The organism is Agrobacterium sp. rho-13.3, from assembly GCF_033957765.2.
Lineage (GTDB): Bacteria > Pseudomonadota > Alphaproteobacteria > Rhizobiales > Rhizobiaceae > Agrobacterium.
Genome location: NZ_CP192775.1, coordinates 1,333,980 through 1,358,698 on the forward strand (window position 1 = coordinate 1,333,980; position 24,719 = coordinate 1,358,698).

20 protein-coding genes are annotated in these 24,719 nt (G+C 55.3%); 7 read left to right on the forward strand and 13 right to left on the reverse strand.

Annotated features, from left to right (window positions below):
* Positions 1–21 precede the first annotated feature (21 nt).
* Positions 22–1,236: a TIGR03862 family flavoprotein gene (locus RMR16_RS20995; protein WP_320197555.1), complete on the forward strand. Its 1,215-nt coding sequence runs from the start codon at positions 22–24 to the stop codon at positions 1,234–1,236.
* Between the two features lie 138 nt (positions 1,237–1,374).
* Positions 1,375–4,311, forward strand: coding sequence for a PAS domain-containing protein (locus RMR16_RS21000; protein ID WP_320197556.1), 2,937 nt, complete (start codon positions 1,375–1,377; stop codon positions 4,309–4,311).
* Between the two features lie 3 nt (positions 4,312–4,314).
* Here RMR16_RS21000 and RMR16_RS21005 read toward each other — a convergent pair whose 3' ends face one another.
* From RMR16_RS21005 to RMR16_RS21050, 10 genes are all read right to left on the reverse strand, one after another.
* A complete protein-coding gene (locus RMR16_RS21005) occupies positions 4,315–5,259 on the reverse strand; it encodes a 2-hydroxyacid dehydrogenase (protein WP_320197557.1) in 945 nt (314 codons plus the stop codon).
* Positions 5,260–5,375: 116 nt separating this feature from the next.
* On the reverse strand, positions 5,376–7,724 hold the full coding sequence (locus RMR16_RS21010) for a polysaccharide biosynthesis tyrosine autokinase (protein ID WP_320197558.1): 2,349 nt from the start codon (positions 7,722–7,724) through the stop codon (positions 5,376–5,378).
* A gap of 77 nt (positions 7,725–7,801) precedes the next feature.
* Entirely contained in the window at positions 7,802–8,707 is a 906-nt protein-coding gene (locus RMR16_RS21015; protein WP_320197559.1) for a UTP--glucose-1-phosphate uridylyltransferase, read from the reverse strand.
* 44 nt (positions 8,708–8,751) lie between these two features.
* Complete coding sequence (locus RMR16_RS21020) at positions 8,752–9,747, reverse strand: glycosyltransferase family 2 protein (protein ID WP_413785920.1); 996 nt, start codon at positions 9,745–9,747, stop codon at positions 8,752–8,754.
* On the reverse strand, positions 9,744–10,688 hold the full coding sequence (locus RMR16_RS21025) for a glycosyltransferase (protein ID WP_320197560.1): 945 nt from the start codon (positions 10,686–10,688) through the stop codon (positions 9,744–9,746). The genes RMR16_RS21020 and RMR16_RS21025 overlap by 4 nt, the downstream gene beginning before the upstream one ends.
* Entirely contained in the window at positions 10,685–11,701 is a 1,017-nt protein-coding gene (locus RMR16_RS21030; protein ID WP_320197561.1) for a glycosyltransferase family 2 protein, read from the reverse strand. The genes RMR16_RS21025 and RMR16_RS21030 overlap by 4 nt, the downstream gene beginning before the upstream one ends.
* 13 nt (positions 11,702–11,714) lie before the next feature.
* A complete protein-coding gene (locus RMR16_RS21035) occupies positions 11,715–12,896 on the reverse strand; it encodes a glycosyltransferase (protein WP_320197562.1) in 1,182 nt (393 codons plus the stop codon).
* 31 nt (positions 12,897–12,927) lie between these two features.
* On the reverse strand, positions 12,928–13,719 hold the full coding sequence (locus RMR16_RS21040; protein ID WP_320197563.1) for a glycoside hydrolase family 16 protein: 792 nt from the start codon (positions 13,717–13,719) through the stop codon (positions 12,928–12,930).
* A gap of 4 nt (positions 13,720–13,723) precedes the next feature.
* Positions 13,724–14,872 carry an acyltransferase family protein gene (locus RMR16_RS21045; RefSeq protein WP_320197564.1) on the reverse strand — a complete coding sequence of 383 codons (1,149 nt, stop codon included), beginning with the start codon at positions 14,870–14,872 and terminating at the stop codon, positions 13,724–13,726.
* Between the two features lie 360 nt (positions 14,873–15,232).
* Positions 15,233–16,717 (reverse strand): lipopolysaccharide biosynthesis protein, encoded by a 1,485-nt coding sequence (locus RMR16_RS21050; RefSeq protein WP_320197565.1) that lies wholly within the window; start codon positions 16,715–16,717, stop codon positions 15,233–15,235.
* A gap of 117 nt (positions 16,718–16,834) precedes the next feature.
* Between RMR16_RS21050 and RMR16_RS21055 the strand changes: the two genes are divergently transcribed.
* Both RMR16_RS21055 and RMR16_RS21060 read left to right on the forward strand, forming a co-directional pair.
* Positions 16,835–17,800 (forward strand): glycosyltransferase family 2 protein, encoded by a 966-nt coding sequence (locus RMR16_RS21055; RefSeq protein WP_320197566.1) that lies wholly within the window; start codon positions 16,835–16,837, stop codon positions 17,798–17,800.
* 40 nt (positions 17,801–17,840) lie between these two features.
* Positions 17,841–18,797 (forward strand): polysaccharide pyruvyl transferase family protein, encoded by a 957-nt coding sequence (locus tag RMR16_RS21060; RefSeq protein WP_320197567.1) that lies wholly within the window; start codon positions 17,841–17,843, stop codon positions 18,795–18,797.
* A gap of 21 nt (positions 18,798–18,818) precedes the next feature.
* On the opposite strand, the gene RMR16_RS21065 is transcribed toward RMR16_RS21060, so the two are convergent.
* A complete protein-coding gene (locus RMR16_RS21065; RefSeq protein WP_320197568.1) occupies positions 18,819–19,814 on the reverse strand; it encodes a glycosyltransferase family 2 protein in 996 nt (331 codons plus the stop codon).
* A 119-nt stretch (positions 19,815–19,933) separates the two neighbouring features.
* Positions 19,934–20,269 carry an exopolysaccharide production repressor protein gene (locus tag RMR16_RS21070; protein ID WP_413785921.1) on the reverse strand — a complete coding sequence of 112 codons (336 nt, stop codon included), beginning with the start codon at positions 20,267–20,269 and terminating at the stop codon, positions 19,934–19,936.
* A gap of 342 nt (positions 20,270–20,611) precedes the next feature.
* Between RMR16_RS21070 and RMR16_RS21075 the strand changes: the two genes are divergently transcribed.
* Positions 20,612–20,881: a DUF6074 family protein gene (locus RMR16_RS21075; RefSeq protein WP_320197569.1), complete on the forward strand. Its 270-nt coding sequence runs from the start codon at positions 20,612–20,614 to the stop codon at positions 20,879–20,881.
* 12 nt (positions 20,882–20,893) lie between these two features.
* Here the strand turns inward: RMR16_RS21075 and RMR16_RS21080 are convergent, their stop codons facing one another.
* The gene (locus RMR16_RS21080; protein WP_320197570.1) at positions 20,894–21,925 is read right to left on the reverse strand and encodes a LacI family DNA-binding transcriptional regulator; all 1,032 of its coding nucleotides are present in this window, start codon (positions 21,923–21,925) and stop codon (positions 20,894–20,896) included.
* Between the two features lie 160 nt (positions 21,926–22,085).
* Here RMR16_RS21080 and RMR16_RS21085 point away from each other — a divergent pair, with 160 nt between their 5' ends.
* Positions 22,086–23,612, forward strand: a complete 1,527-nt coding sequence (locus tag RMR16_RS21085) for a sugar ABC transporter ATP-binding protein (RefSeq protein WP_320197571.1) — start codon at positions 22,086–22,088, stop codon at positions 23,610–23,612.
* 49 nt (positions 23,613–23,661) lie between these two features.
* Entirely contained in the window at positions 23,662–24,669 is a 1,008-nt protein-coding gene (locus RMR16_RS21090) for an ABC transporter permease (protein WP_320197572.1), read from the forward strand.
* Positions 24,670–24,719 lie beyond the last annotated feature (50 nt).

Genomic DNA, 24,719 nt, shown 5'->3' on the forward strand with positions numbered 1-24,719 from the left:
GACGTCGGAAATATTTGAGTTATGCACGGCAAGCAAGTGGCGATCATTGGTGGCGGACCGGCGGGGCTTATGGCCGCCGAAGTGCTGTCTGCGGCTGGCGTGCGTGTGGCCGTGTTCGAGGCCATGCCAACCGTCGCGCGCAAACTTCTGATGGCGGGCAAATCTGGCCTCAACATCACCCATGCTGAGGACTATGACCGCTTCGTCACCCGGTTTGGGGCAACGCAGGATAACGTCCGCCCTGCGCTGGATGACTTCACGCCCGATATGCTGCGCAATTGGGCGCTCTCGCTCGATCAGGAAACGTTTACTGGCACGTCGGGTCGGGTGTTCCCGACCGCGATGAAAGCATCGCCGTTATTGCGCGCATGGCTGAAGAGATTGCACGACCAAGGCGTTGAGATAAAAACCCGTCATCGCTGGACAGGCTTTGAAGGTGACGCATTGCGGTTTGATACGCCTGACGGAAACGTGCTCATCAAAAGCGATGCCGTTTTGTTGGCGCTGGGTGGTGCAAGCTGGCCAAAACTGGGTTCAGATGCTGCGTGGACGCCGTGGCTTCGAGAGAAAGGCATCGCGATCAACGATTTCGAGCCTGCCAATTGCGGTTTTGACGTGCCGTGGAGCGATTTTTTCCGGGAGAGATTTGCAGGTGAGCCGCTGAAATCCGTGGCATTGACGTCGAATGCTGGTCGTTTCGAAGGTGAATTTGTCGTCTCACGTCATGGCATTGAGGGCAGTTTGGTCTATGCCCATTCCGCCTCGCTTCGCGATGCTCTCAACAATGGCGAGACGCCGACTTTGACGGTCGATCTTGCTCCGGGTCGAACGGTAGAGCGCCTTGCCAACGATCTTGCCCGTCACCCACGAAAAGACAGTCTTTCGAACCGATTGCGAAAAGCTGCCGGTCTGTCTCCTGTAAAGTCCGCGCTGTTGCGAGAGTGTATGCCCAATCTGCCGGAACTCTCTGCCCCAGAAATGGCGGCGCTGATGAAAGCATTGCCGATTGTCGTCACATCCCCGCGTCCCATCGCTGAAGCTATCTCCAGTGCTGGTGGCGTTGATTGGAGGGATATCGACCAGCGTTATATGCTGACATCATTGCCGGGGATTTTTGTGGGTGGGGAGATGCTGGATTGGGAGGCGCCAACCGGCGGGTATCTGTTAACCGCTTGTTTTGCGACTGGAAAAGCAGCGGCCAAGGGCATGATCGAATGGCTGGGAAAACCGGACTGAGCATACCGCAAAATGCGCTATTGCGTCGGCGTTGAAAAAACGCTTGATAAGAATCTTCGAATAAGTCGACAAAGTACCGGTTTCGTCGGTCAAAATGTCTTAGTGGACGGGAGCTGAAGCTTCTGTTGGTGGTCTTGCATGAACAATGTATCTGTAGTGGGCCAGTGGCCAATTGGTGGTGGCCAGACCGGTGATCTGGTGCGTAGCTTCGATTGGTCGAAGACCTCGCTTGGTCCTATTGCGTCATGGCCTGCAAACCTTCGCCACGAGGTCGATTCGCTCGTCAATTCCCCCATTCCGCAGGTTTTGATGTGGGGCGAAGATCACGTCATGGTCTATAATGACGGGTACGTGGAAATCGCTGGAAACTACCATCCCAAAGCACTCGGCGGCACCGTTCCGGGAATATGGCCTGAAATATGGGACTGGAACAAACAAATCCTCGAAGCGGGTTTTCGTGGGTTGGTGCAGTCTTTCCGCGATCAGAAGATGGTTCTGAACCGCAATGGCAAGCCGGAAGACGTCGTCTTTGATTTGTTTTACACACCCATTCATAACGACGCCGGAACTGTCGATGGTGTCTTGTGCACGGTGCTTGAAAACACCGACAGGGTCAAAGCCGTTGCCGATCTGGCAACAAGCCGGGAAGAGCTGAGCCGCCTGACTGCGGCGCTGCCTATCCTTGTCGGCTTCATCGATCACGATCACATATATCGCTTTGCAAACCAAGGTTATCTGGAGTGGTTCAACCAGCGTCCTGAGGATGTTTTGGGCCGAAAGGTCGCAGAGGTCATTGGTGAGGAGTTCTACCATAAACGTTTGCCCTTCATCCGCCGTGCCCTGGCTGGCGAAACGCTGATCAACGATTCGGTCATCAGACGTCCGGACGGCAGCGTCCGCGCAGCCGAAATCCGCTATGTGCCGCGCTATACATCCAAGGGCGATATCGATGGTTGCTATGTGCTGATCATCGATATCGAAACACGCAAGCGCGCAGAACTGGACTTGCTGGTCAGCAATAATCGTTTTCGTGCGGCGGTCGATGCGGTTCACGGTGTGCTTTGGACCAACAGCCCGGATGGAAAAATGCTGGGCGAGCAGCCGGCATGGTCTGAACTGACAGGCCAGAGATTTGAAGATTATCAGGGGTATGGTTGGGCAGACGCCGTACATCCGGCGGATCGCGAAGGTTCTATCGACAGCTGGAACAAGGCCGTCGCGACAAAGTCCACCTATGTCTGGGAACACCGTGTTCGTCACCACACTGGTATCTACCGCACCTTCGCCATTCGCGGCGTACCGATTTTCAATCCGGACGGCGCTATTATCGAATGGGTCGGGGTTCACACCGATATTACCGAGCAAAGAGAGGCCGAAACCGCCCTTAAAGAGCATACGGCCAATCTGGAGCGGGAAATTCGCCACCGCATTCGCGCAGAAGAACAGCTTCGGCAGCTGAATGAGGGGCTTGAAACCCGTGTGGCTGCCGAAATCGCAGAGCGCCGTCATACGGAAAAAGCGCTGCAACAGGCCCAGAAAATGGAATCCATCGGTCAACTGACCGGCGGCGTGGCTCATGACTTCAACAATCTTTTGCAGGTTGTTGCGGGCAACCTCCAGCTTCTGGCAAAAGATGTGGCGGGCAATGAGCGTGCCGAGCGGCGGGTTGGCAATGCTCTGGCAGGGGTCAGCCGTGGTGCCAAGCTTGCCAGCCAGTTGCTGGCCTTCGGTCGCCGTCAGGCACTCGAGCCACGCGTTATCAATGTCGGTAAATTTGTTGTGGGTATGGATGACCTTCTACGCCGGTCTATCGGTGAGGCGGTGGAAGTCGAAGTCATCACGGCGGGTGGTCTTTGGAACACCTATGCCGACCCGACGCAGGTTGAAAATGCGTTGCTCAATCTTGCTATCAATGCCCGTGATGCGATGGCAGGTTCTGGAAAGCTGACCATCGAAGTCGGCAATGCCGCACTCGATCAAGATTATGCGCGCACCCACGCGGAAGTCGAGCCTGGCCAATACGTCATGCTGGCGGTCACGGATACCGGCTCCGGTATGCCCGCCGAAATTCTCGACAAGGTGTTTGAACCATTCTTCTCCACGAAAGCAGAGGGCAAGGGCACCGGGCTTGGCCTTTCCATGGTCTATGGTTTCGTCAAACAATCTGGCGGACACGTCAAGATTTACAGCGAGATGGGGCAGGGAACGACGGTCAAGGTCTATCTTCCGCGTTCGCTTTCGGACGAGGACCGGGAAATTGTCGTGCACGCCGGGGCGATCGTCGGCGGCAGTGAAACCATTCTTGTGGTTGAGGATGATGATGAGGTCAGAACCATCGTTGTCGAAACCCTGTCCGATCTTGGCTATCGGGTCCTTACGGCGCGTGATGCCCAAGCTGGCCTGACCGTTGCAGAAAGTGGCATTCCTATCGACGTTATTTTCACCGATGTCGTCATGCCCGGACCATTGAAAAGCAGTGAAATGGCGCGGCGTGCCAAGGAGCGCTTGCCTCATCTCGCCATCCTTTTCACATCGGGCTACACGGAAAACTCCATCGTACACGGCGGCAAGCTGGATGCCGGCGTGGAACTGCTTTCCAAGCCCTATACGCGCGAAGCGCTTGCAAGGCGGCTGCGGCATGTCATCGCCAACCAGAAACAACGGGTAGAGGCGAGCAAGGACCGGTCTGCGAATGAGGATGCTATCGCAAAACTGCGGAACAAAGTCGCGATGCGGGTTATGCTGGTTGAAGATGACGAACTGATCCGCATGAATACCAGCGATATTCTGCTGGAAGGTGGCCACATCGTTATTGAAGCCGCCAATGCAACCCAAGCCATTGATCTCATCGAGCGCGAAGACATTGATGTGCTGGTGACGGACGTTGGGCTGCCGGATATGAGCGGTGCCGATCTTTCCGTGCTGATCAAACAGCGCAAACCAGCCATCGGCATCGTGTTTGCCACAGGAGATAATTTCCTGCCGAGCAATGCACCGGCAGGCTCTGTTCTTCTCTGCAAACCTTACAATGAAAGCGACGTTCGCTTCGCTATTGCGCAGGCCATGAGTGGTTGATTGTCAGTAACCGCGGGCCATGTCCACGGTTGCTGGCAGCTCTCCGGTCTCCCGCCATTTGACGATATTTCCCGCGACAATAGCGACAGATGTTTTGCGATTTGTCGGGGCGGAAATGTGGGGAAGTACCGTGACGTTCGGATGCTGCCAGAACGGCGATTTTCCATCCAGCGGTTCCTGTTCGAAAACATCCAGCACGGCGTGAGCGACATGTCCGGCATCCAGTGCCTTGAGCAAGTCATCCGCAACGATGACCGCACCGCGTGCGAAATTGATGATGGATGCTCCCTTCTTCACCTGCTCAAGACGGTCCGCATTCAGCAGGCCTTTGGTATCGGCGGTGAGGGGAACGAGGCAAACGAGAATATCGCTTCTTTCCAACAGGGCGGTGAGGCCATCCTCGCCAGACAGAGTTTCAACACCCTCCAGAATCTTGGGAGAGCGGCTCCAGCCGATGACGTTGAAACCGGCGTGGCGAAGCCGTTCCGCAGAAGCCGATCCGAGCGCGCCTAAACCCAGTAGACCAACGGTCACGTCGTGCGGATGCCGATATTGCAGCTCCTGCCACAGCGCTTTTTCCTGCTGATCACGATAGGCGGGCATGTCGCGCTGGAGATAATAGGTCCATGCCAGCACCGCTTCTGCCATGACGCGTGTGAGTTCAGGGTCTGTCAGGCGAACGATGGGCGGCGCTGTTGGGCCCAGTTCGGCAACCAGACGCTCCACACCGGCCCAGAGGCTGTGGATCCATTTCAGGCCGGTCAGCCTGGCGATATCGGTAGGATCGGGATTGGCAACGATGGCGATTTCACACGCTGCGCGCTGCTCTTCCGTCATAGCCTTGATGGGCAGTATCGTTTCGTTGGGTAGGGCGGAGGAAAGAATATCGATCCATTCTGCCTCATTGGTTTCGGTTGTACGGGAAACGAAAGCAATGGGCGACGGCATGATGAGGCTTTCCGTGTTGATATCGATAGCCGACATCAGTGCGGAAAAATGCGCTTTAAATCTACCCCGATATCAAAAAGAAATGCCCGCACATGGCGGGCATCTCAGTGATCAACTTATGCCGGTTCGGAAACCGGCTTTTTGACATCGCCATAATAGGCCGAGAACTGCTCGTGATAATGTTCCGAGCCGCCCGGACCGGCATAACGCTGCAATTCGGTCATGTCGGTTTTGTTCAGCACGATACCGAGCGTCTTGTTGGCGATCTGCGGCTCGTGACTCATCAGATTCTGCACCATCTGGATTGGGGTCTTGCCCCATTCGGTCACGAACACGAAGCCATCCACCTGAGAGGCGAACGCCTTGGCATCGATAACCGGCACCACCGGCGCAAGGTCGACGATGATGTAATCGCACGCCTCACGCGCTGAATCCATGAATTTGCGCATGCCGGATGAGGCCAGCAATTCGCTGGAATGGGCAAACTGGTTGCTGGTGGAAACCGGCAAGATGCCCATTTTGGTGCGGCTATCGACCTTCACGGCCTTCGTCCACGGCACCTCATCCAGAACCACCTCGACAAGACCTGCGGACTGGCGGGTCGTCAACATGCGGCTGAGGCCAGGGTTACGAATATCGGCATCCACGACCAATGTGCGTTTGCCGGTCGTTGCAATCAGCCCCGCAAGGTTCAGCGCAACCACGGACTTGCCTTCATTGGGCAGGCAGGAGATGACGCCGATCACGCGGCACTGACGTTCCTGTATCACCACATCCGCTGTCAGTTTCACGTTGCGCAACGTCTCGGTGAAGCTGGAGCGCGGACTGTCGACGGCCAGCCGCAGCATTTTCTGGAACGAGACATGCCCGTTATCCTCGATATTGCTGTCGGGAATCTCCGGTGTCGCGGCCCCCGTTTCGGACTTTGCGGTTTCCACGCCCTTTTCACCGATGAATGGCAGGTAGCCGAGGAAGCGCATACGCAGGTTGTCCCGCACATCATTTCCGGTGTGGAAATACCTGTCGCGGAATTCCAGAACAGCGGCAACACCGCCGCCGAGCATAAGACCAAGCACAATGGACAGTGCCATCGTCATCGTCTTTTTCGGGCTGGACGGCGCGGTTGGTAGACCGGCTTCCGAAATCACACGCGCCTTGGCAATCGGGAAGGACTGCTTTTGCGATGCTTCTTCAAAACGACCGAGATAGGATTCGTAAAGCGTCTTCAGCGCCGCAGCCTGCTGTTCCAGCTCACGCAGCTTCACCATCGTCATATTGGCTTCGGAATTGCGCCCGGCAACGCGGTCGATATTTTCACGCAGCGACTGCACGCGGGATTGCGTGACCTCGAAGTCATTTTTGAAGCTGCCAGTCAGTTGCTGAAGCTCTTGGAAAATCTGGCGGGCAAGGTCGCCCTTTTCACTTTCAAGCGCGACTGCCTGTGGGTGATCTTTGCCGAACTGTTGCACCACGCCGCGTTCACGATCTGAAATCGCGATATAGCGTTTGCGAAGGTCTTGGATCACGGTGTTGTCGGTATCGCGGGCGGAAACAATGGCGTTATTGATCGCCCCGTCCGGCCCCTGATCCGTGATGAATTTATACTGGTTGTAACGTGCGGACGCCGTGGCGGCGTCGGCTTGCGCGGCAATCAACTGTCCGTTCAAATCTGCAAGCTGGCTTTCAGAAATCAGCTCACCGCGTGACGAGACGATGTTGTTTGTTGCCTTGAATTTTTCAACAGCGAGCAGGGATGCCTGCGAGCGCTGGTTCAGATCGTTCAACCGCTCTTGCAGCCATACGGACGCCCGTTCCGTGGCATCGAAATTCGCATTCAACTGCTCGGTCAGATAGGAATTGGCATAGGTCTTGGCGATCTGTGTCGCCAACTGCCTGTCCGTCGAGCGGATGGAAATTGCGATTACCGAGCTTCGCCCGACGCGCTCCACCGTCAGTGCCTGCTGAATGACAGCAGCCGCCTTTTCGCGACGTCCATTGCGCATGGCTTCATCGGATGCGGGCGGAGAGTTTGGTGTCAGAAGATCAACCACGCCCTTGACCGAGGATTTCACCAGATCGGCAGGCGACATGGGTGGATTGACGATGGTTTCGTTGTCGTCAAGCCGCGCCTTATCAACCACCGTCAGCGCCATTTCCTTGGACTTGAGGATTTCAACAGCGCTGGCAATGCGGTTGTCGACGACCTGAGCGGCGGGAACCGGCGTTTCCTCTTCGGCGTAGCGCGAAAGGCTGTCGTCTAGCAGCACCTGCGTCAGCGCCGTGTAAACGGGTGTCGCGAGAACGAGGTAAAGCCCCGCCAGAACCATTGTCGCGATGACGCAAGCGGCAATGATATTGGCGCGGCGCAGCACGGCGGCCCAGAGGCGGTCGAGGTCGATAAATGTGTCGGAGTCCTTGGAAGACTCCGGGAAATTTATGTTCGATCTAAAGGTCTTGTGGTGCATGGACCCACCTTGTGTTTAAAAATGGTGAGCGGGAAGGCACGTTCTTCATGCCTCCCCGCCGCCTGTTATTTTACGTTTCAAGCCGCTTTGACATGGCCTTCGTGGTTCAAAACCAGTTCCTTGATGGAGGCCAGAACCTGAGCCTCCATGTCGGACCGCATCAATGAAAAGGCGACATTTGCAGCGATGAAACCCTGCTTGCTGCCGCAATCGAAGGTGCGTCCACGAAATTTCTGCCCATGAAACGGCTGGGTCTCGGCAAGGCGTTTCATGCCATCCGTCAACTGAATTTCATTCCCCGCACCGCGCTCTTGCCCCGCGAGAATATCGAAGATTTCCGGCTGCAAGATATAACGGCCATTCAGGTAATAATTGGACGGGGCCTTGGAAGGTTCCGGCTTCTCCACCATTTCGGTCACGCGGAAGCCGTGGCCCACTGTGTTGCCCGTGCCAACAATGCCGTAAGACGAGGTTTCTTCGGGCAAGCATTCCTCGACACCAAGGATGTTTCCGCCCACTTCATCATAAAGCTCCATCAATCCGGCAATGCAGCCGCGCGCGCCGTAAGAGACCATGTCGGGCAGAAGAAGCGCGAAAGGCTCCTTGCCCACCAGTTCGCGCGCACACCATACGGCATGACCGAGACCCAAAGGCACCTGCTGGCGCGTATAGCTGACCGTGCCTGCCACCGGCAGCATCTTCTCAAGCTGAAGCACCTGCATCGTCTTGCCGGATTTCGTCAGCGTATTGACGAGTTCTGGCGCGCTGTCAAAGTAGTCCTCAATGGCTGTCTTGTTGCGGCTGGTCACGAAAATAATGTGCTCGATACCGGCCTGCATCGCCTCATCGACGGCGTATTGCACAACGGGCCGATCAACGATCGTCAGCATTTCTTTCGGCATTGCCTTCGTGGCAGGCAGAAACCGTGTTCCATTTCCTGCAACGGGAATAACAGCTTTTCTGACAGTCCTTTTAAGGTCCATAGAATTCTCCTTGTTTGAATGTCTTATTGGCAGGCCACACAAAATTACGAGGTCTGCCTTTTTGCTCTTGTTGGTATTGCTGATGTGAAGAACGCGTCACGCAGCTTTTTGAGCCGCACTTCGATCGGCATTTTTAAATGCCGCAGCGCCACCGGATCACGCACTGCGATTTTTAGAACGCCTGAAAGCGAACGGCGCTTGATGCTGTCGACCAGCATCAGAAAATGCCGCGCTTCAATCAGGCTGCGGTTTCGCTGTTTTTGTGCATCCATGGCGGCAGGTAAAAGTGTGTACTTGGCCAGGAAATCCTGATCGGCGGCAATCATCGCATCGACATGGCGAAGCTCCAGCACGCGGGAAATCGACCCCTCTCGAATATTATAAACATAGCCGGGTGATGGCTCGATGGCGCACAATCCGCCAACTGCAAGCGCGGATGCGAGAAGGAGATAATCCTCTCCAATCCGCAAGTCCTGGCGGAAGCGCAATTCCTGCGCATTGAGAAAATCGCGCCGGAACATCGGCTTCATGTAGCCGAAGTTGAAAGTGGAGCGGAAAAGGATGTTCGAGGCGATGAAGTCTTCAAGGGTCAGGCGGCCACGCTTTTCCAGAAATTCTCGGGTGAACATCGTCTCCGTCGAACGGCCATCGGTGTAGACCACATCCAGATTGTCGACCGTGATGTCTGCGCCTGCCTGCTCGGCGCGGGCAATCATGTTGGCGGTTCGGTCAGGATAAATGACGTCGTCGGAATCCAGCACGGCGATCCAACGCCCAGACGCCGCATCGATTCCGGCATTGCGTGCGCCGCCGGGTCCGAGGTTCTGCTCAAGCGCAATCAGCCTCACTCGCGCATCGCGTTCGCTTAACGAACTGACGATCTCGCGGGTCGCATCGGATGAGCGGTCATCCACGACGATGACGTCCAGCGTGACGGAATTTTGCGCCAGCGCGCTTTCAATCGCCGGAACGATGGTGTCGGCGGAATTATAGGCGGCGATAACAAACGTGACGTCGGGCTGCGTTGCGTGTTCCATCATGTCGCCTCCGCTGTGCCGTATTGGCGGATTTCCTTTACGCCGACAGCGCCGCTGACAGACCCCATGTGCAAGGCGGCGCGCAGCAGTTGGCGGTTGCGGCGCACCGGATCGAAAAAGGTGAGGGCCGAAAGGGAAACGCAATAGCCAACTTTGGCTGTGGCTATTGCAATTTGCGCAACGCGACGAAGGCCGGGCCTGCGTTCCGCCAGCAATCGTCCGTGCGTCTGGCCGGAGCGGAAGCGGCGTTTGGCAAGCCACATGAAGCTGGCACGGGTGTCAGGAACAGGTTCGGACAGCACGGCTTTTTCTGCATAGGCAATGCGCCCTCCGGCGGCGTGCATGTGCGAGAAGAAATGCGTGTCCTCACCGCCGCTCTGACCAAGCGACAATGCAAAACGACGACCTGAGACGGATGGCGCGTTCATGCGCAGCAGCGTGTTGCAGGTGTAGCCGGTGATGATGTCGCCATTCACGAAAACGGGAAAGGTGGAGTGAAAATCGCCCGTTCGTATCCAGCCGGGTACGTTGCTTTTGTAGATCGCGGTCACTGGCCCGAGGACCGCTTCCGCACCGGTTGCCTGCGCGGTTTTCAAAAGCTCGGACAGCCATTCGCGTGGTGCCGTTTCATCATCGTCGATAAAGGCCAGATAGTCGGCCTCACACGCGGACAGGCAGGCGTTGCGCGCAATCGAAATGTTGGATTTCGGGCAATGGATGTAGGTGATTTCGAAGGGCGCGTGTTCGCGCAAATGATCGATGGATGCTTGCGCACTCGGCTCTGCATCATTGTCTGCGACGATCAGGCGAACGTTCACGCCGTCTGGAATGTCCAGCTTGAACAGGGACTGCAACGTCGCGACCACGGCGGGGCGGCGATAGGTGCAGATGCCGATATCCACCTTGATCGGCTGTGAGGCCAGAGGGTTCTGCCTATCGGTCATGACACAGCCTTTCTCGTGACGAGACTTGGCGCACCACGCGCAGTGAGAAGTTCAAGCCAGAAACCTGTCGACCATGCAAAGTGCATGACCATAGCGGAAAGGGCGGCAAGCGGGCCGTAGGAATTTTTCTGGGCAATAGCCATCCACAGCCCGTAGCCCAGGCATGCGGCAATCCAAAGGCAGAGCGGAATGAGCGCTACCCAATGAAAGACGCCGAGCAAGGCGAAGAGCGCGATTGGCATGACCGAAAGCGGAATCATCTGGCGGATTTTCGGCAGGGAACGGTGCTTCAACAGGTTTTTTGCCCGTCCGCGCCCATAGGCAAGATATTGCTTGAACAGCGGAGTAACGTTGGCACGCGGGTAATAGGTCATGCGGGTTTTATCGGTCATCCATATGCGGAAACCGGCTTTGCGCAGCCGGTAATCCAGTTCGGCATCTTCGTTATGACTGAAGCTTTCATCGTAACCACCCACAGCCGTAAACGCAGATATGCGCATCAACGCGTGATGGCCGTGATCGATCCAATGACCTTTCGCACCTTCGCGATGTTTGGAGCCGCCATTGCCGAGTTTGGAGTTCTGGGCGACGGCCGTGGCCTTTTGAAATGTGCCGTGGCCGACCGTATCCATGGCGACAACCACGGAATCGGCACCCGTCTTCACCGCATCTTCCAGAAGGCGATGGCAATAATCGTCAGGATAATCGCCATGCGCATCGATGCGGATGAGGTAGTCGTAATCCTTGCCGAACATTTCGACGGCAAGGTTGATGCCCGCACTCTGGATGCGCTTGGGGTTGGCGAGCAAAATCACGCGTGGGTCTTGCCGGGAGAAATCGGCTACGATGTCCCGCGTGCCATCCGTGCTGCCACCATCTGCAACGATGATGCGGTCTGCCGGATTGTTCAGCGTGCTGGAAAACTTCAGCAGAAGATCGTCTATCGTCCTCGCCTCGTTGAGACAGGGAATGACGATCAATGTTTTTACATTCGGAATGATCTGCAACTTCATGGTTTGACCCCCATCAAACGGTTGAGAGTGTCGCTTGCACTGCGCGGCCGTTGTGCGGCGCTGCCAGTGAAGCAAGTTTATGAACGAGTTGAACGCAGTCGTGGCGATCCGTTACCCACTGGTTCCGGTCGACGGCTGCAAGGTTTTCGAAGGCGTCTAGATATGACTGTTCGCTCATACCTCTGAAAAGCGCCTCAAGCGTGTCGGGATTTGCGGACGGTAGGACATGGCCGATATTTCGCGTGTCCAGAAAACGGGCGGTTTCCGTGCCTGCAACGGCAATGGGGATAGTGCCATAAAGGCATCCCTCATAAAGCCGGTTGGGCAAGAGCCAGCTCGAGTTTTGGCCTTCCTCGAAGAAATCGATGGCCCATGTAAACTGAACCTCGTTGTAGATCGCGGCCAGATCCTCGGGATTTTTATAGGGACCATGGAAGCTGAGATGCCGCGCATTGGCAACGAAACCGTCAAAGTCAGCAAACTCCGAATAGGCTGGACGCCCGCGCAGGATGATTTCGACCTTGCCTTCCATGCGACGTGCGAAATCAGCAAGAATCTCAAGAGATTTGCGGCACCGCAACGCGCCGAACCAGCCGATTTTCCATGGTTCGCCCGCCTTTGGTGCCCGCGGAGCAGGCGCCGCTTGCGCCGTTGCATCCAGCGCCAGAACCTTGTTTTCCTGCAACAGTACAGGCAGTTCCAGCCCGGAGCGCGGAGCGAAGTAATGCGCCACGAATGCCGGTGAACTGGTGATCAGCAGCTTCGCGTTTTTCGCAAAATATCGCTGTGCCGAGTTCACAAGCTTGCCCACCATGCCATCGTTCAGCAACAGCCGGTGAATATCGAGGCACTCATAAACCACAGGAACATCGCGGCCATAAAGTGCGCAAGCGCGGCGAGCGAGCGCCAGCATTTCCAGATTGCGGGCGATGATGACATCTGGTTTTGCAACCGAGTTCAGTGCACCTGCCAACGAGATGCTGGACTTTACAATGGACATTATCCTTTGAGCAAAACGGCCATCTGCCGTTTCGCCAAGCACGATGGGGGGCACGCCATCAATCGTCGCAAGCGTGTTTTCCCCGCGGGTAAATCCCGCAAGGCTAACCGTCGCTCCACCCGCCTGCAACGTCATCACACGCCGGCGGATGGCCGGGTCGGCTAGGTCATGAGCGAGATAAAGAACATGCGTCATAAAAACGTCCTGAAGCGAAGTTGATGGCGGCTTAGTTTGAGAGGCAGGCGACGGATTCCGGGAACTGGCAGGCATCGCCGAGTGCGGTAAATGCCATCTTGTCCACCGTCATCGTGATGGGTCCGCTATAGGCAAACTTGCCCATCCAGCTTTTCAACGTGTCGGTGCCCCACAGGCTGAAGAAAATTTTCTGGGCGTTCTGCGGAATTTTGGATGGGTCGGTCACCTCGTGAACCAGCTTTCCGTTCACGTAATAACGCAGGCGTTCAGGCTCCCAGGTGAAGGCATAGTCGTTGAATTCAGTATCTGCGCCGCCTGCGACATCGACCAGTTTTTCATTGCCGCCTTTTGCGGAAATATATTGGTTGAGCTGGACCTGAGAGCTATTCTTGCCCAGCACTTCCATATCGATTTCATCATGCGGCTTTTTGTCTGTCGGGCCAATGTAAGTGAAGAAAGCCGAGTTCAGGCCGGAACCGGGCGCGGATTTGATGCGCGCCTCATAGGTGCCGTAACGGTAACGGCCTTTGGTCTGGATTTCACCACAGGAGTAGTTGCGGTCGCCCGCCTTGCCTTCCTGAAAGCCCAGCTGCAACTGTCCATCTTCGACCTTCGCCAGCTTCTTGGACCAGGTGCAGTTCTGGTGAGGGCCGTTGTTCCAGCCGTCCGACACGTACCAGAAAGAGCGGTCCAAGTTGTCGAAGTTTTCGACAAAGGATTTGCCATTATCTTCCTGTGCCAAGGCAGCAGGTGCGCCGAGGCCGAGGGCCAGAAGGGTGGATGCAAACATGCGCGACTGAACGCGGGTGATAAAGGTCGTCATGGGGTCACCTCTGTCGTTGCGGGATGATCGTCTCTGCGGGTGGCGGCGTGGGTGCAGCCTTCGCAGACGATGCGTTTTGATGGATGGACTTCGGCTTTCCGCTGCGGCTGCCAGTTAACAGGGCATAGACGGACGGAAGCTTCGAGCGGACCTGCGCATTGCTGACAATGAGGATGACGAAAGCTATCACAATCGCCCCGACGTAGAATGCGGGATAAAAGTCCGGGCCACCCTTGTTCCAGACCATCCACATGATGACCAGCAACGGGTAATGGGCGCAGAAAATCCAGAAGCTGAGGCTTCCCGTTTCTGAAAGACGTCTGCCGGTGCGGCTTTTGATTAACAGCGAAGAGGAAGCCCACAGACCCATGGCACCGAAAATTGCCAGCAGGTTTCGCAGCAGGTTCAGTTCAAATGTGAACTCAGGTCCGGTGAAGTAAAGGCCGGTTGCCAAAAGCGCTGCTGCAATCAAAACCAAGATGGTCAATTTGCCTGCATAGGGATCCAGCGTTTTCAGATCGATCTTATGAAGTGCAAGAGCAATGCCGAGAGCGAAGCTGAAAAGGATCGATTTTTTCTGCACGATCAACAGCGTCAGGTCGGGCAGGGCGGCAACAATCAGCAACAAGGCAAGGGTCGGCAGCGCAAAACGGCGCACGAAGAATGCGAGAATCGGCGATAGCAGGATGCAAACGAACAAATCGCGCAGAAAATAGAGCGGCACGTTGACCGGCAGTTCTTCGATGGCAGCGCCATGGCTCATCATTTCACGCGGGCTTGCATTCCACAAATCCGGGAAATAGCCGATGCCGACTTCAAACCGCTGAAAGAGCAGAACGGCAAGAAACAGCGCACCATTCCACAGCAGGAATGGAAGCAGCACCGTTCTGGTTTTCGATTTAATCGTGGCTGGATAATCAAACCCCTTCATGCCACGACGAAACAACAGGTAGCCGGAAATCGCGCTCAGGCACGGCACACCGATACGAAACAGGGTGTCGCCTAAAAACACGCGGATCCAGTCAAAGAAACCATAGAGGCCCAGAAAGGGGCTGGTTTCAGGATTGTGCGGCACATGAACAAACACGATGCCGGATATCAAAAGTATGCGCATCAAATTGATACGGGAAGATAGGTTCTGATCAAAAGTCACATCAGTTCCCCTTATTGGGCGGTGTCTCCCCCACACCGCGTTGCAATCAGAGCGAACGTAAGCCCGGCCTGAAGTGTCGTTTTTACATGAGGGTAAAATGTGGCAGCGCGGGAAAAACGCCCCTCAAAATGTAAGGGGTAAATCTCTGGAGGTTGATTTCGACGACCTGAAATTTCGGATTATATCATTGATTATAAATAGTTTTATTCAAGGGCCGGAGTCTCGATGCCAACATATTATGGATGACAAAGAGACCCGTATTTTGTTGCACTGCAAAAATAGATCACACGTTTCATAACGTCATCGTGAAAAGGCCGACGAAAAGCTGGCGGATTTGTGGCGATAATGTGTCGCCGTGCCTTAAACGGCTGTCTCCGTCGTTGCCTGCTGCGCTTTCCGGTTTTTTACGAGGCCGATAATCTTGCGTAACAGAGCTCGTTCCGTCAGCAAAATAAGGACGCCATAAATGACACCGCCCGCGGCTGCGCCGACCAGCACCTGCATGTAAGCGTGCGGCAGGCTGCTTTCGAAAACATGCAATATGTAGCGTACCGACAGCGCCATGATGAAGGCTGAAATCATTGGGCGGCTGCTGACATAGAGACCTTTGAAAAACGGCGTTTCGCTGGCCTTGAAGACTGCCCATGAATAGGCAATCAGCGTGACCGCGTTGACGATGCAGAGCCACACCATGGCGTCGATGAGCGTGCCATAAATCGCCGCAAGCCAGACGGCAGCTGTGGTGACGACGGCGCGAATGGTGGCGGACCAAAACAGGACACGGCCATATCCAGCGCCTTTCAAATAGGGAATGAAGGTACTGCATGGTGTCAAAATGGCTTTGGAAAGGGCAAGCAGACCAAGCACAGGCCAGGCATAGGCCCAGTTTGGTCCGAAGATGACCAGCATACCCGGTTCCGCAATGGCCCACAGCCCGAACATCATGGGCGCCAGAAGCACGGTCAGAACCTGCGTGCTGAACATCAGCGCATCCCGGCGGCGCTGTTTGTCATCCATCATACGGCTGAACGCGGGAAACAGAACGCCCATAACGGCGGAAAGAACGACCTGATTCGGGATGCTGGCAAAGCGGTTGGATGCCGAATAGGCACCGGCATCGGCAAGGCCGAGATACCGGGCGATGATGACCATCGGGGACTGAAAGGTCACGAAATTGGCAATCTCGGACCCCATCAAACCCGAGCTGAAGCCGAGAAGAGGCACGAGGCGCTTTGGCTTCATGACAAAGGCAGGCTTGTAACGCGAGACGGCATAAAGGCCGACGAGGCGAATCAGGGCTGCGGCAAAAAGCTGGATAATGAGAGCCCAAACGCCGTAGCCCGCCAGCGCGAGGATAACGGCAAGCACGGCGGCGGCACTTTCCGACGTCATGCTCCAGATGGCGTCCTTGCTGAAATTCATGCGCCGCGCCAGCAGCGAATAGGCAACATCACCTGCCAATTGCAGCGGGATCAGAAAGGCCATGATTCGTAGCAGATAGGCGCTTTCAACCGCGCCAAGCAGGCCACCGAAGAATTCCGCGCCAAAATAGAGAATTGCGGCCATGGTGCAAGAAATCGCCAGATTGGCCCAGAAGACGGTATGGATCGTGTCCATATCCTCTTCCTTTTCCACGATAAGCGCAGATGTGAGGCCTGCCCCGGCGATCATCGTCAAAAACTGCACGACCGTCAGCCCGACAGCGACCACACCAAATTCTTCCGGTGTCAGCAATCTTGCCAGAATTGGGACCGTGACAAATTTAAGCCCGAATGTGCCTGTCTTTGAGAGAACGCTCCAACCGACATTTGCGGTAATCGTCTTGACGCTCGGAGCTGGGGGCATACGTGCATCCTATATTTGGAGGCCAGCAAGTGGTGGGCTGGCGGGAGGTTTGCCACTCATCGGGGCCGCTCTTTTTATCGGGCCCGACACTTCTTGATCAACACAAGGGGCGAAACAATGGCGAAATTTACAGTCGTTATTCCTTATTATCAAAAACAGCATGGCGTTCTTGGCCGCGCACTGACATCGGTTTTTTCGCAGACGCTTCAGGATTTCGATCTCGTCATCGTAGACGATGAATCGCCCTATCCTATTGAAAATGAAATTGCAGAGCTGAACGAAGCTCAGCGTGACCGCATCAAAGTCATAAAGCAAGCCAATGGTGGGCCGGGTGGGGCGCGCAACACTGGTTTGGACAATGTTCCGGCTGAAACGTCCTATGTTGCGTTTCTTGATTCGGACGATATCTGGACGCCAGACCATCTCAAGAACGCCGCTTACAGCCTCGAAGCTTTTGGTGGGGAGTGCTATTGGGCATCGATGCAGGCGAGCGACGAATTCTATTATCACTTCGCCATTTCGGAACTGGAAAACAATGAGGGCGCGACCCGCCTTTCAGAATCACCCAAGGTTATCGAACTGCCGGATCTAGCGACCGTCATGCTGCGCAACTGGAGCTTCCTGCATCTGTCCTGCATGGTCATCGGCAGGCCGTTGTTTGAAAAAATCCGCTTCGATCCTGTGTTGCGACTGGCTGCGGAAGACGTTCTGTTTTTCTGCGATTGCATTATGGCGTCGAAACGTTCGCTGCTGTGCGACGATGCCGGTGCCATGCGCGGCATGGGCGTAAACATCTTTCACAGCATCGACAACACCTCGCCAGAGTTCCTGCGCCAGCAGTTCAACACCTGGGTGGCGCTCGATACATTGCAGAGCCGTTTTGCAAAACGTCCGGCCGATGTGGCATCGATTGCATCCTACAAGGACACGGCGCGCAAACAGGCGCTCTGGAGCCAGGCGGGCAAGCTGAAACAACGCAAGGCACCGGAACTTGGTCTTTTGTTCAAGTGGATGATGCGTGATCCGGCGATCGTGCGCGCCGCATTCGAGTTGGGTGCGGGCAAATTCGCACGTCCGAAGTGAGCCACGCCATCATTCGTATTGTCTTATTCAGGAGTAATCCATGAAACCATATCACTGGGAATCGCACCACGGTAATTTCGGCGATGACCTTAATCTCTGGCTCTGGGATTTCCTGCTGCCGGGCCTGCGTGATGTCCACCCGGATGTTTTGCTTGTCGGTGTCGGCACGGTTCTCAACGACGTTCTTTTTCCGCCCGGTCAGCGAAAACTGATCATCGGCAGCGGTTATGGCTACGGTGCGGTGCCGGATATTTCCAACAAAGAACTGTGGGATATTCGCTGCGTTCGCGGCGAGATGACTGCGGCCAAGCTTGGTCTGCCCGCCGAAAAGGGCATCGTAGACCCAGCCGTGATGCTGACGGACATGCCGGAGTTTCAGAACCTTCCCAAAATCCACAAGAAGACCTTCGTTCCCCATTGGGAATCTGCCGAATTCGGCATGTGGGAAACCGTTTGTGAACCCGCCGGATTGACCTATCTTGACCCGCGCGGTGAAGCGAAATCGGTCATCAAACATATTGCCCAGTCAGAATTCATTGTCGCTGAATCCATGCATGGCGCGATTCTCGCCGATGCTTTCCGCGTGCCCTGGGTGGCTGTCAGCACCTCCACCTCCATCAACAGCTTCAAATGGAGCGATTGGGCAGGCACCATGGGCGTGAAATACGAGCCGCGTTATGTGCCGGTTTCCACCCGTGCGGAAGCTGCAAAGAAGGGCTCGAAATTCTGGGGCATGAGCTTCCCACCACCACCGCCCGCGGCAATTGTTGAGCATGGTGTGACTGAAGCGTCGCATGACGGTGAGTTGCTCGTGCGCACGCATCCTGAGCCACGCTCATTGCGCAAACTGGCCAAGCAGGTTTTGGCGGCCCCATCGACGCTGGCGTTGTGGCAGGCCAGCCGTGCGGAGCCGCGTCTTAGCGCCGATGGTCGGCTTGAAGAGCGCAAGGAGCGTTTTCAGGCCGTGCTGGAGACAATCAAGCGCGACTATTTCTGAAAATAGTAACGCCGCTCATCCTCAAGGATTGAGCGGCGTTGATTTCAGCAGATAGCGAATATCAGACACCTGTTGCGGCTTCGGGCGAAAACGCTCCGTTTTATCCAGCCATAGTCCATGTGTAATAGCGGGAACTGCGGGCAAACGCGCCAGCGCATGGCTCATAGCGCCACCCAGTCCACCCTTTGCCTTCGCATCCAGAAAATCCCGCAACTCGAACTTTTCGCGAATATGCCGCTCGTGTTCCTGAAGAAGCGATTTTTCCTGTTCGGTCAGCGAGTAGACCTCCATGATTCTGCGGTCGGCCTCATACAGCTGGCGCAAATCTTCGGTCCGATGCCGTCCGCTGAGGGAATCGCCGCGAACAATCGCACCATAACCGCAATTGCGAATGACCTTGTAGCGCGCACCGCAGGCCAATGCCCGCACGTAAAGCTCGTAATCCTCGCCCAGCCGCAACGCCTCATCATAACGCAGCCCGTGGTTTTCAAGAAAAGCACGTCGGATAACGGGTTTCAAAAAGCCGGTTTCGCCGCGCTCAACACCGCGTTTTGAAATGTTGCCTTCCACGAATTCGGACAGCGCCAGAAAATGCTCTTCCGGCGCAAACCGCGCCGGTACGAGGGATGACGATCCGGATACCGATTGCTGGATAAAAGCGATGTTATCTGCCACCAGATCCCAGTCATCATTCTCCAGCATCGCGGCAAAGCGCCCTTTGAAAAAGAAATCGTCCGCATCGAGAATGCTGATAAGGGGAGCCGAGGAAATGGAAATCGCATGGTTGCGGGCCGCAGACGGACCACGATTGACGTCGAAACGTTCGACTTTCAGACGACCCGTTCCATCGTCACAAGCCTGCGCAATTGCCGCCGTTGCGTCCGTCGATCCATCATCGATCACCACGACTTCACCGACCTCTGGCTCAATGAGAGCGGAAAGGATGGCTGTCGAAATGGTGTCGGACGCGTTCTTCGCAGCGATAATCACGCAAATGGATTGCGAACCCCAAGTCATACCGTCTCCCTTGCTTCGTTACGTCGCTGTTTTCTCGACGTAGAAAATGTCAGGGATAAGGAAAAACCAAGACTATTTCGCACCTGCGAAAAGTTTGGTGGGGTGGCGATTAAGCTGCGTCAAAAATCTGTCAGCTTGGCATGATGGTGCGGTACCACTGTTATATTTTCAGTGACCGACTGTTCTGCGGCGGGTGGTGTTTCTTTTTGAAAACCAAGTGTTTCCCGCATCTGGCGCTTTTCGCGTGCCACAAGCACAACGACGCCGATGAAGTAACCAACCTGAATAATGACAAGACAGATGATGGTTTGGATGAAGGCCGTGTAGAAAGAGCCATGGATAAAATATGTTGCAACCGCAAACACCAGCAAAGCACACATCATGCTGATGAAGACGCGCGGGGCGTACATATTTCTCTCCTCCTCTAAGCAATTTCCCCCGATGGAGAGCTGCATTTTTCTTGGCCTTGTTTTAATTGGAATATATTACGAAACGGATGCTGTTTCAACACAGTTATACTTCCATTAGAACGCGCCGAATGAAATTTCTGTAATCTTTAATGGTAAAATTTACGCAAATTTGCGGTATTTTTTGCTGTCCACGTTTCTTTGTAACTGAAACGGCGCAGACATCAGGGTTGATAAATCATGAATACTGGCTTGCTCATATCGTTACATTGGCGGCGTTCCCAACGATTTTGGGAAGAACAAAACACCATAATCGCGCGTCTGTAGACTTCGTTAACCATGTCACCGGTAAACATAAGATGTTGATTCCCAAAGCAGTAAGGTGTGCGTGTGACAGAGCGTTCAGAAGTAATTGCGTTTCCCGCCAAAAACCGCGTCGCTGATATCAAGCGGTGTGTCAAAATGCTCGATATGCTTCATGGAGATGAGGCAAGCCGCTTCTGGCGAGACGAGTGCCGGGCCCTCGCCGCTCATCTGCTCAATCTCGGTTACGATGATTCCGCGATGCGACATGAAGTTATGGAGTTTCAAAACGCTGTTCAGACAGAGCTATGGGCCGCGTCGCAATACGAAGAAACCGCAAGGCGCGAGACCTATTGATCTTTCTGTCGCCTATGGATGGAACGCCCGACGTGCGGGTGGACCAACTGAGTTTCTGACGATCAATTCAGGAGTCAGCAATATTTCCGGCTGGCCGGATTGCTGGCCATCCAAAAGCTCCAGCAACAAAGCCATGGCATGTTTGCCAATAGACGTGCGGGGCTGGCGGATGGTGGTCAAGGCCGGTGACATGAAGACGGCCTGCGGAATGTCATCAAAACCGGTAACGGAAAAATCTCGCGGTATGTCGTAACCACGTGCGGCAAGGCCGATCATGACGCCGATGGCTGTCTGGTCGTTTACACACATGAACGCAGTTGGCAAAGTGTCGCGCATGAAGAGTTGCTCCACGGCCAGACGCCCGCTTTCAACCGTGCCATCACCCTCCAAAATCATGCCCTGCGCGGCACGCAAACCCGCCGCTTTTAAGCCGTCGTCGTAACCCGACCGACGGCGACTATAGGCAAGGCGGACACGGGAATCGCCGATGAAGGCGATGCGCTCATGGCCTTCGGCAATCAGCATATCGGCAATTTTCCGCGCGCCTGCAACATCGTCCACGCCCACATAGGGTATGCCGCCATTGTAGATCGGCTCGAACACGCCGACGCTTGGCGGAAGGCGCGCGGTCATTGCCTGATGGCCGAATGGCAGAATGCCGGTGAACAGGATAAGACCGGCGGCCTGGTTGGAGTTGAGAAACTTCAGATATTCCAACCCGCGCTGCGCATCGTTCTGCGTATGGCCGATCAGAATGCCATATCCATGTGCACGCGCTTCGTTTTCAAGGCCCACGAGAATGTTGGAAAAATTCGGATCGCCAATATCCGGTGCGACCACAAGAATCATGTTGGAACGACCCAGCCGCAGGCTGCGCGCCATGGCGTTTGTGGTGTAGCCTGTTACCGCAATGGCCTGATTGACCTTCAACCGTGTCGAGGTTGCGACCTTTTCCGGCGTGTGAATGGCTCTCGATACCGTTGCGATGGACACTTCCGCAATTCGGGCGACGTCTTCGATTGTGGCGGGTGAAGGAATGGACAATGCGGGCCTCGATATGTGCGCGACCGGACACTACACAGAGTTTGCTGCCCGTCAAATGCGATCAATCAAATCTGCGTCATTGTACAAAATGTAAACCTTTACATAGGCGATGTAAAGGTTTACATTTTTGGCAGGTGGTGGGAGTCGCCTGGAGGAAATCATGGATATTGAGACGGCTGAAGGCAGCGGTGCTTTGCTTTCTGCGCGGCGTATTTCGAAGTCGTTTAACGGCGTGCAGGTGCTTTTCAGTGTCAATTTTGACCTGAAGGCGGGTGAAATTCACGCGTTGATGGGGGAGAATGGTGCAGGTAAATCCACGCTTGTCAAAGTGCTGTCCGGTTTTGAGCAGCCAAGCTCCGGTGAAATTTTGCTGGACGGTAAACCCGTCGTGCTTCCACCCAATGGCGCTGCCGAGGCGCTGGGAATCGTTATCATTCATCAGGAATTCAATCTCGCCGAACATTTGACAGTGACGGAAAGCCTGTTTCTCGGGCGAGAAATCACGCGTTTCGGGATGCTGGATCGCAAGGCGATGCGTGCGGAAACGCGACGCGTGCTTGATCTGCTCGGCTGCCATGTCGATGAAAATGCCATGATCGGCACGTTGTCCGTGGCTGAAAAGCAGATGGTGGAGATTGCCAAAGCCATTAGCCGCAACGCCCGTATTGTCTTTATGGATGAGCCGACGGCGGTTTTGTCGCGTGAAGAAACCAACGCGCTTTTCCAGCAGGTGCGCAAGTTGCGTGATCAGGGCACCAGCTTCGTTTTCGTGTCGCACAAGCTGGATGAAGTGATGGAACTGACAGACCGCGTGACTGTCCTTCGTGATGGTCACTGGGTCAAAACTGCACCGACCTCGATCCTTGATGGCGAAGCCATTGCCCAGCTCATGGTTGGGCGGGAGCTCTCCAGCCTTTATCCTTCCAAACACGAGCCTGATGTGGATGAAAAAATCGTTCTGAGCGTCAGCAGTGTTTACACGCGCTACGTGAAGGATGCCAGTTTCGAGCTTCGCAAGGGCGAGATCATTGGTTTCTCCGGCCTCATCGGCTCCGGTCGTACGGAACTTGCAGAAGCAATTGTTGGGCTGCGTGACCGCACTTCGGGTGAAGTCCAGGTCAATGGGCAAGTTTTGCCGCCGCATGATTTACATGCCGCTATCGATGCCGGTCTTGCCTATATGACGAAGGATCGCAAATCCAAGGGCCTGCTTTTGAACGCTGGCATGGGGCTTAATCTCACGTTGCAATCATTGGAACGTCACGGCAAGTTCGGTTATCTCAGCTCTTCCAGCGAGGCGAAATCGCTGGAAACAGCGCGTCGCCGTTTCGATATCCGTGTTCGGGATGGCAGCGTGGTTGTCGGGCGCATGTCCGGCGGCAATCAGCAAAAGCTGTTGCTGGCCAAGGTCATGGAGACCGAGCCAAAAATCATCATCATTGATGAGCCGACACGCGGCATCGATGTCGGCACCAAACAGCAGATTTATCATTTCATTTCGGCGCTCGCACGAGACGGTCACTCCGTCATCGTGGTGTCATCGGAAATGCAGGAAGTTATCGGGCTTTGCACCCGTGTGGCGGTGATGCGCGAGGGGCGCATTGTCGGCATTTTGGAAGGCGACGAAATCAATGAACGGGAAATCATGCGCTATGCGGCCGGGCTTAAAACGAAGTCGGCAGCATAAGCGCGGATAAACCTGATCGAAATGGCAGGACGGGAGGTCTGTTTTGGGTATGAGCGTAAGTGAAGACAGCAAGGAAAAAAGGGTAGGGCGGTCGCTGCGCGATATAGATCTGCGCGCCGTGGCACCTTTCGTCGCCCTGTTTCTGTTGCTGATCGTCGGGGCACTGGTCAATCCCAACTTCATCAGCGTCAATAATCTCGCCAATGTTGCCACGCGCAGCGCCTTTATCGCGATCATCGCCGTGGGCGCGACCTTCGTGATTTCGGCTGGCGATCTGGACTTATCGGTTGGTTCGATGGTGGCCTTCGTCGCCAGTCTCATGATCCTGCTGATGAACTCCGGTGCCGTTGCCGATCCGGCGCTGATGCTGGTTCTTGCCGTTGTTTTCACCATTGTCGCCGGTTCCCTCTGCGGGCTTGCCAATGGTTTGATTACGACGGTCGGCAAGATCGAGCCGTTTATCGCCACGCTGGGAACGATGGGTGTTTATCGCGGTTTGACGACTTGGCTGTCTCAAGGTGGGGCGATCACGCTTCGCGAACCGCAACTGCAAACCATGTATCGCCCGGTCTATTTCGGATCGTTCCTCGGTGTGCCGATCCCGATCGTCGTCATTCTGGCTGTAACCGCTATTGCAGCGTTCATTCTGTACCGAACACGCTACGGGCGCCATGTCACCGCTGTTGGATCAAACCGGGACGTTGCCAAATATTCCGGCGTTGCTGTCAACCGCGTTCGCACCATCGCCTTCGTCATTCAGGGCATCTGCGTTGCAATCGCCGTTCTTCTCTATGTGCCGCGCCTTGGTTCCACGTCCGCGACAACCGGCACGATGTGGGAGTTGCAGGCCATCACGGCGGTGGTGGTGGGCGGCACGGCGCTGAAGGGCGGGGCTGGACGCGTCTGGGGCACGATCTGCGGTGCGTTCATTCTGGAACTCGTCGGCAACATCATGCTGCTGTCGAACTTCATCAGCGAATATCTGATCGGCGCGATACAGGGCGCAATCATCATCATCGCCATGCTGGTGCAGCGGTCCTTGATGCGGAGATCATAAAGTTACCGGGTAAACAGGTCGCCCGGCTGGATAAACCGAGACCTTAATCT

Coding starts and splice junctions, on each gene's coding strand:
- RMR16_RS20995 (WP_320197555.1), top strand. CDS start 22: ATGCACGGCAAGCAAGTGGCGATCATTGGTGGCGGACCGGCGGGGCTT.
- RMR16_RS21000 (WP_320197556.1), top strand. CDS start 1,375: ATGAACAATGTATCTGTAGTGGGCCAGTGGCCAATTGGTGGTGGCCAG.
- RMR16_RS21005 (WP_320197557.1), bottom strand. CDS start 5,259: ATGCCGTCGCCCATTGCTTTCGTTTCCCGTACAACCGAAACCAATGAG.
- RMR16_RS21010 (WP_320197558.1), bottom strand. CDS start 7,724: ATGCACCACAAGACCTTTAGATCGAACATAAATTTCCCGGAGTCTTCC.
- RMR16_RS21015 (WP_320197559.1), bottom strand. CDS start 8,707: ATGGACCTTAAAAGGACTGTCAGAAAAGCTGTTATTCCCGTTGCAGGA.
- RMR16_RS21020 (WP_413785920.1), bottom strand. CDS start 9,747: ATGATGGAACACGCAACGCAGCCCGACGTCACGTTTGTTATCGCCGCC.
- RMR16_RS21025 (WP_320197560.1), bottom strand. CDS start 10,688: ATGACCGATAGGCAGAACCCTCTGGCCTCACAGCCGATCAAGGTGGAT.
- RMR16_RS21030 (WP_320197561.1), bottom strand. CDS start 11,701: ATGAAGTTGCAGATCATTCCGAATGTAAAAACATTGATCGTCATTCCC.
- RMR16_RS21035 (WP_320197562.1), bottom strand. CDS start 12,896: ATGACGCATGTTCTTTATCTCGCTCATGACCTAGCCGACCCGGCCATC.
- RMR16_RS21040 (WP_320197563.1), bottom strand. CDS start 13,719: ATGACGACCTTTATCACCCGCGTTCAGTCGCGCATGTTTGCATCCACC.
- RMR16_RS21050 (WP_320197565.1), bottom strand. CDS start 16,717: ATGCCCCCAGCTCCGAGCGTCAAGACGATTACCGCAAATGTCGGTTGG.
- RMR16_RS21055 (WP_320197566.1), top strand. CDS start 16,835: ATGGCGAAATTTACAGTCGTTATTCCTTATTATCAAAAACAGCATGGC.
- RMR16_RS21060 (WP_320197567.1), top strand. CDS start 17,841: ATGAAACCATATCACTGGGAATCGCACCACGGTAATTTCGGCGATGAC.
- RMR16_RS21065 (WP_320197568.1), bottom strand. CDS start 19,814: ATGACTTGGGGTTCGCAATCCATTTGCGTGATTATCGCTGCGAAGAAC.
- RMR16_RS21070 (WP_413785921.1), bottom strand. CDS start 20,269: ATGCAGCTCTCCATCGGGGGAAATTGCTTAGAGGAGGAGAGAAATATG.
- RMR16_RS21085 (WP_320197571.1), top strand. CDS start 22,086: ATGGATATTGAGACGGCTGAAGGCAGCGGTGCTTTGCTTTCTGCGCGG.
- RMR16_RS21090 (WP_320197572.1), top strand. CDS start 23,662: ATGAGCGTAAGTGAAGACAGCAAGGAAAAAAGGGTAGGGCGGTCGCTG.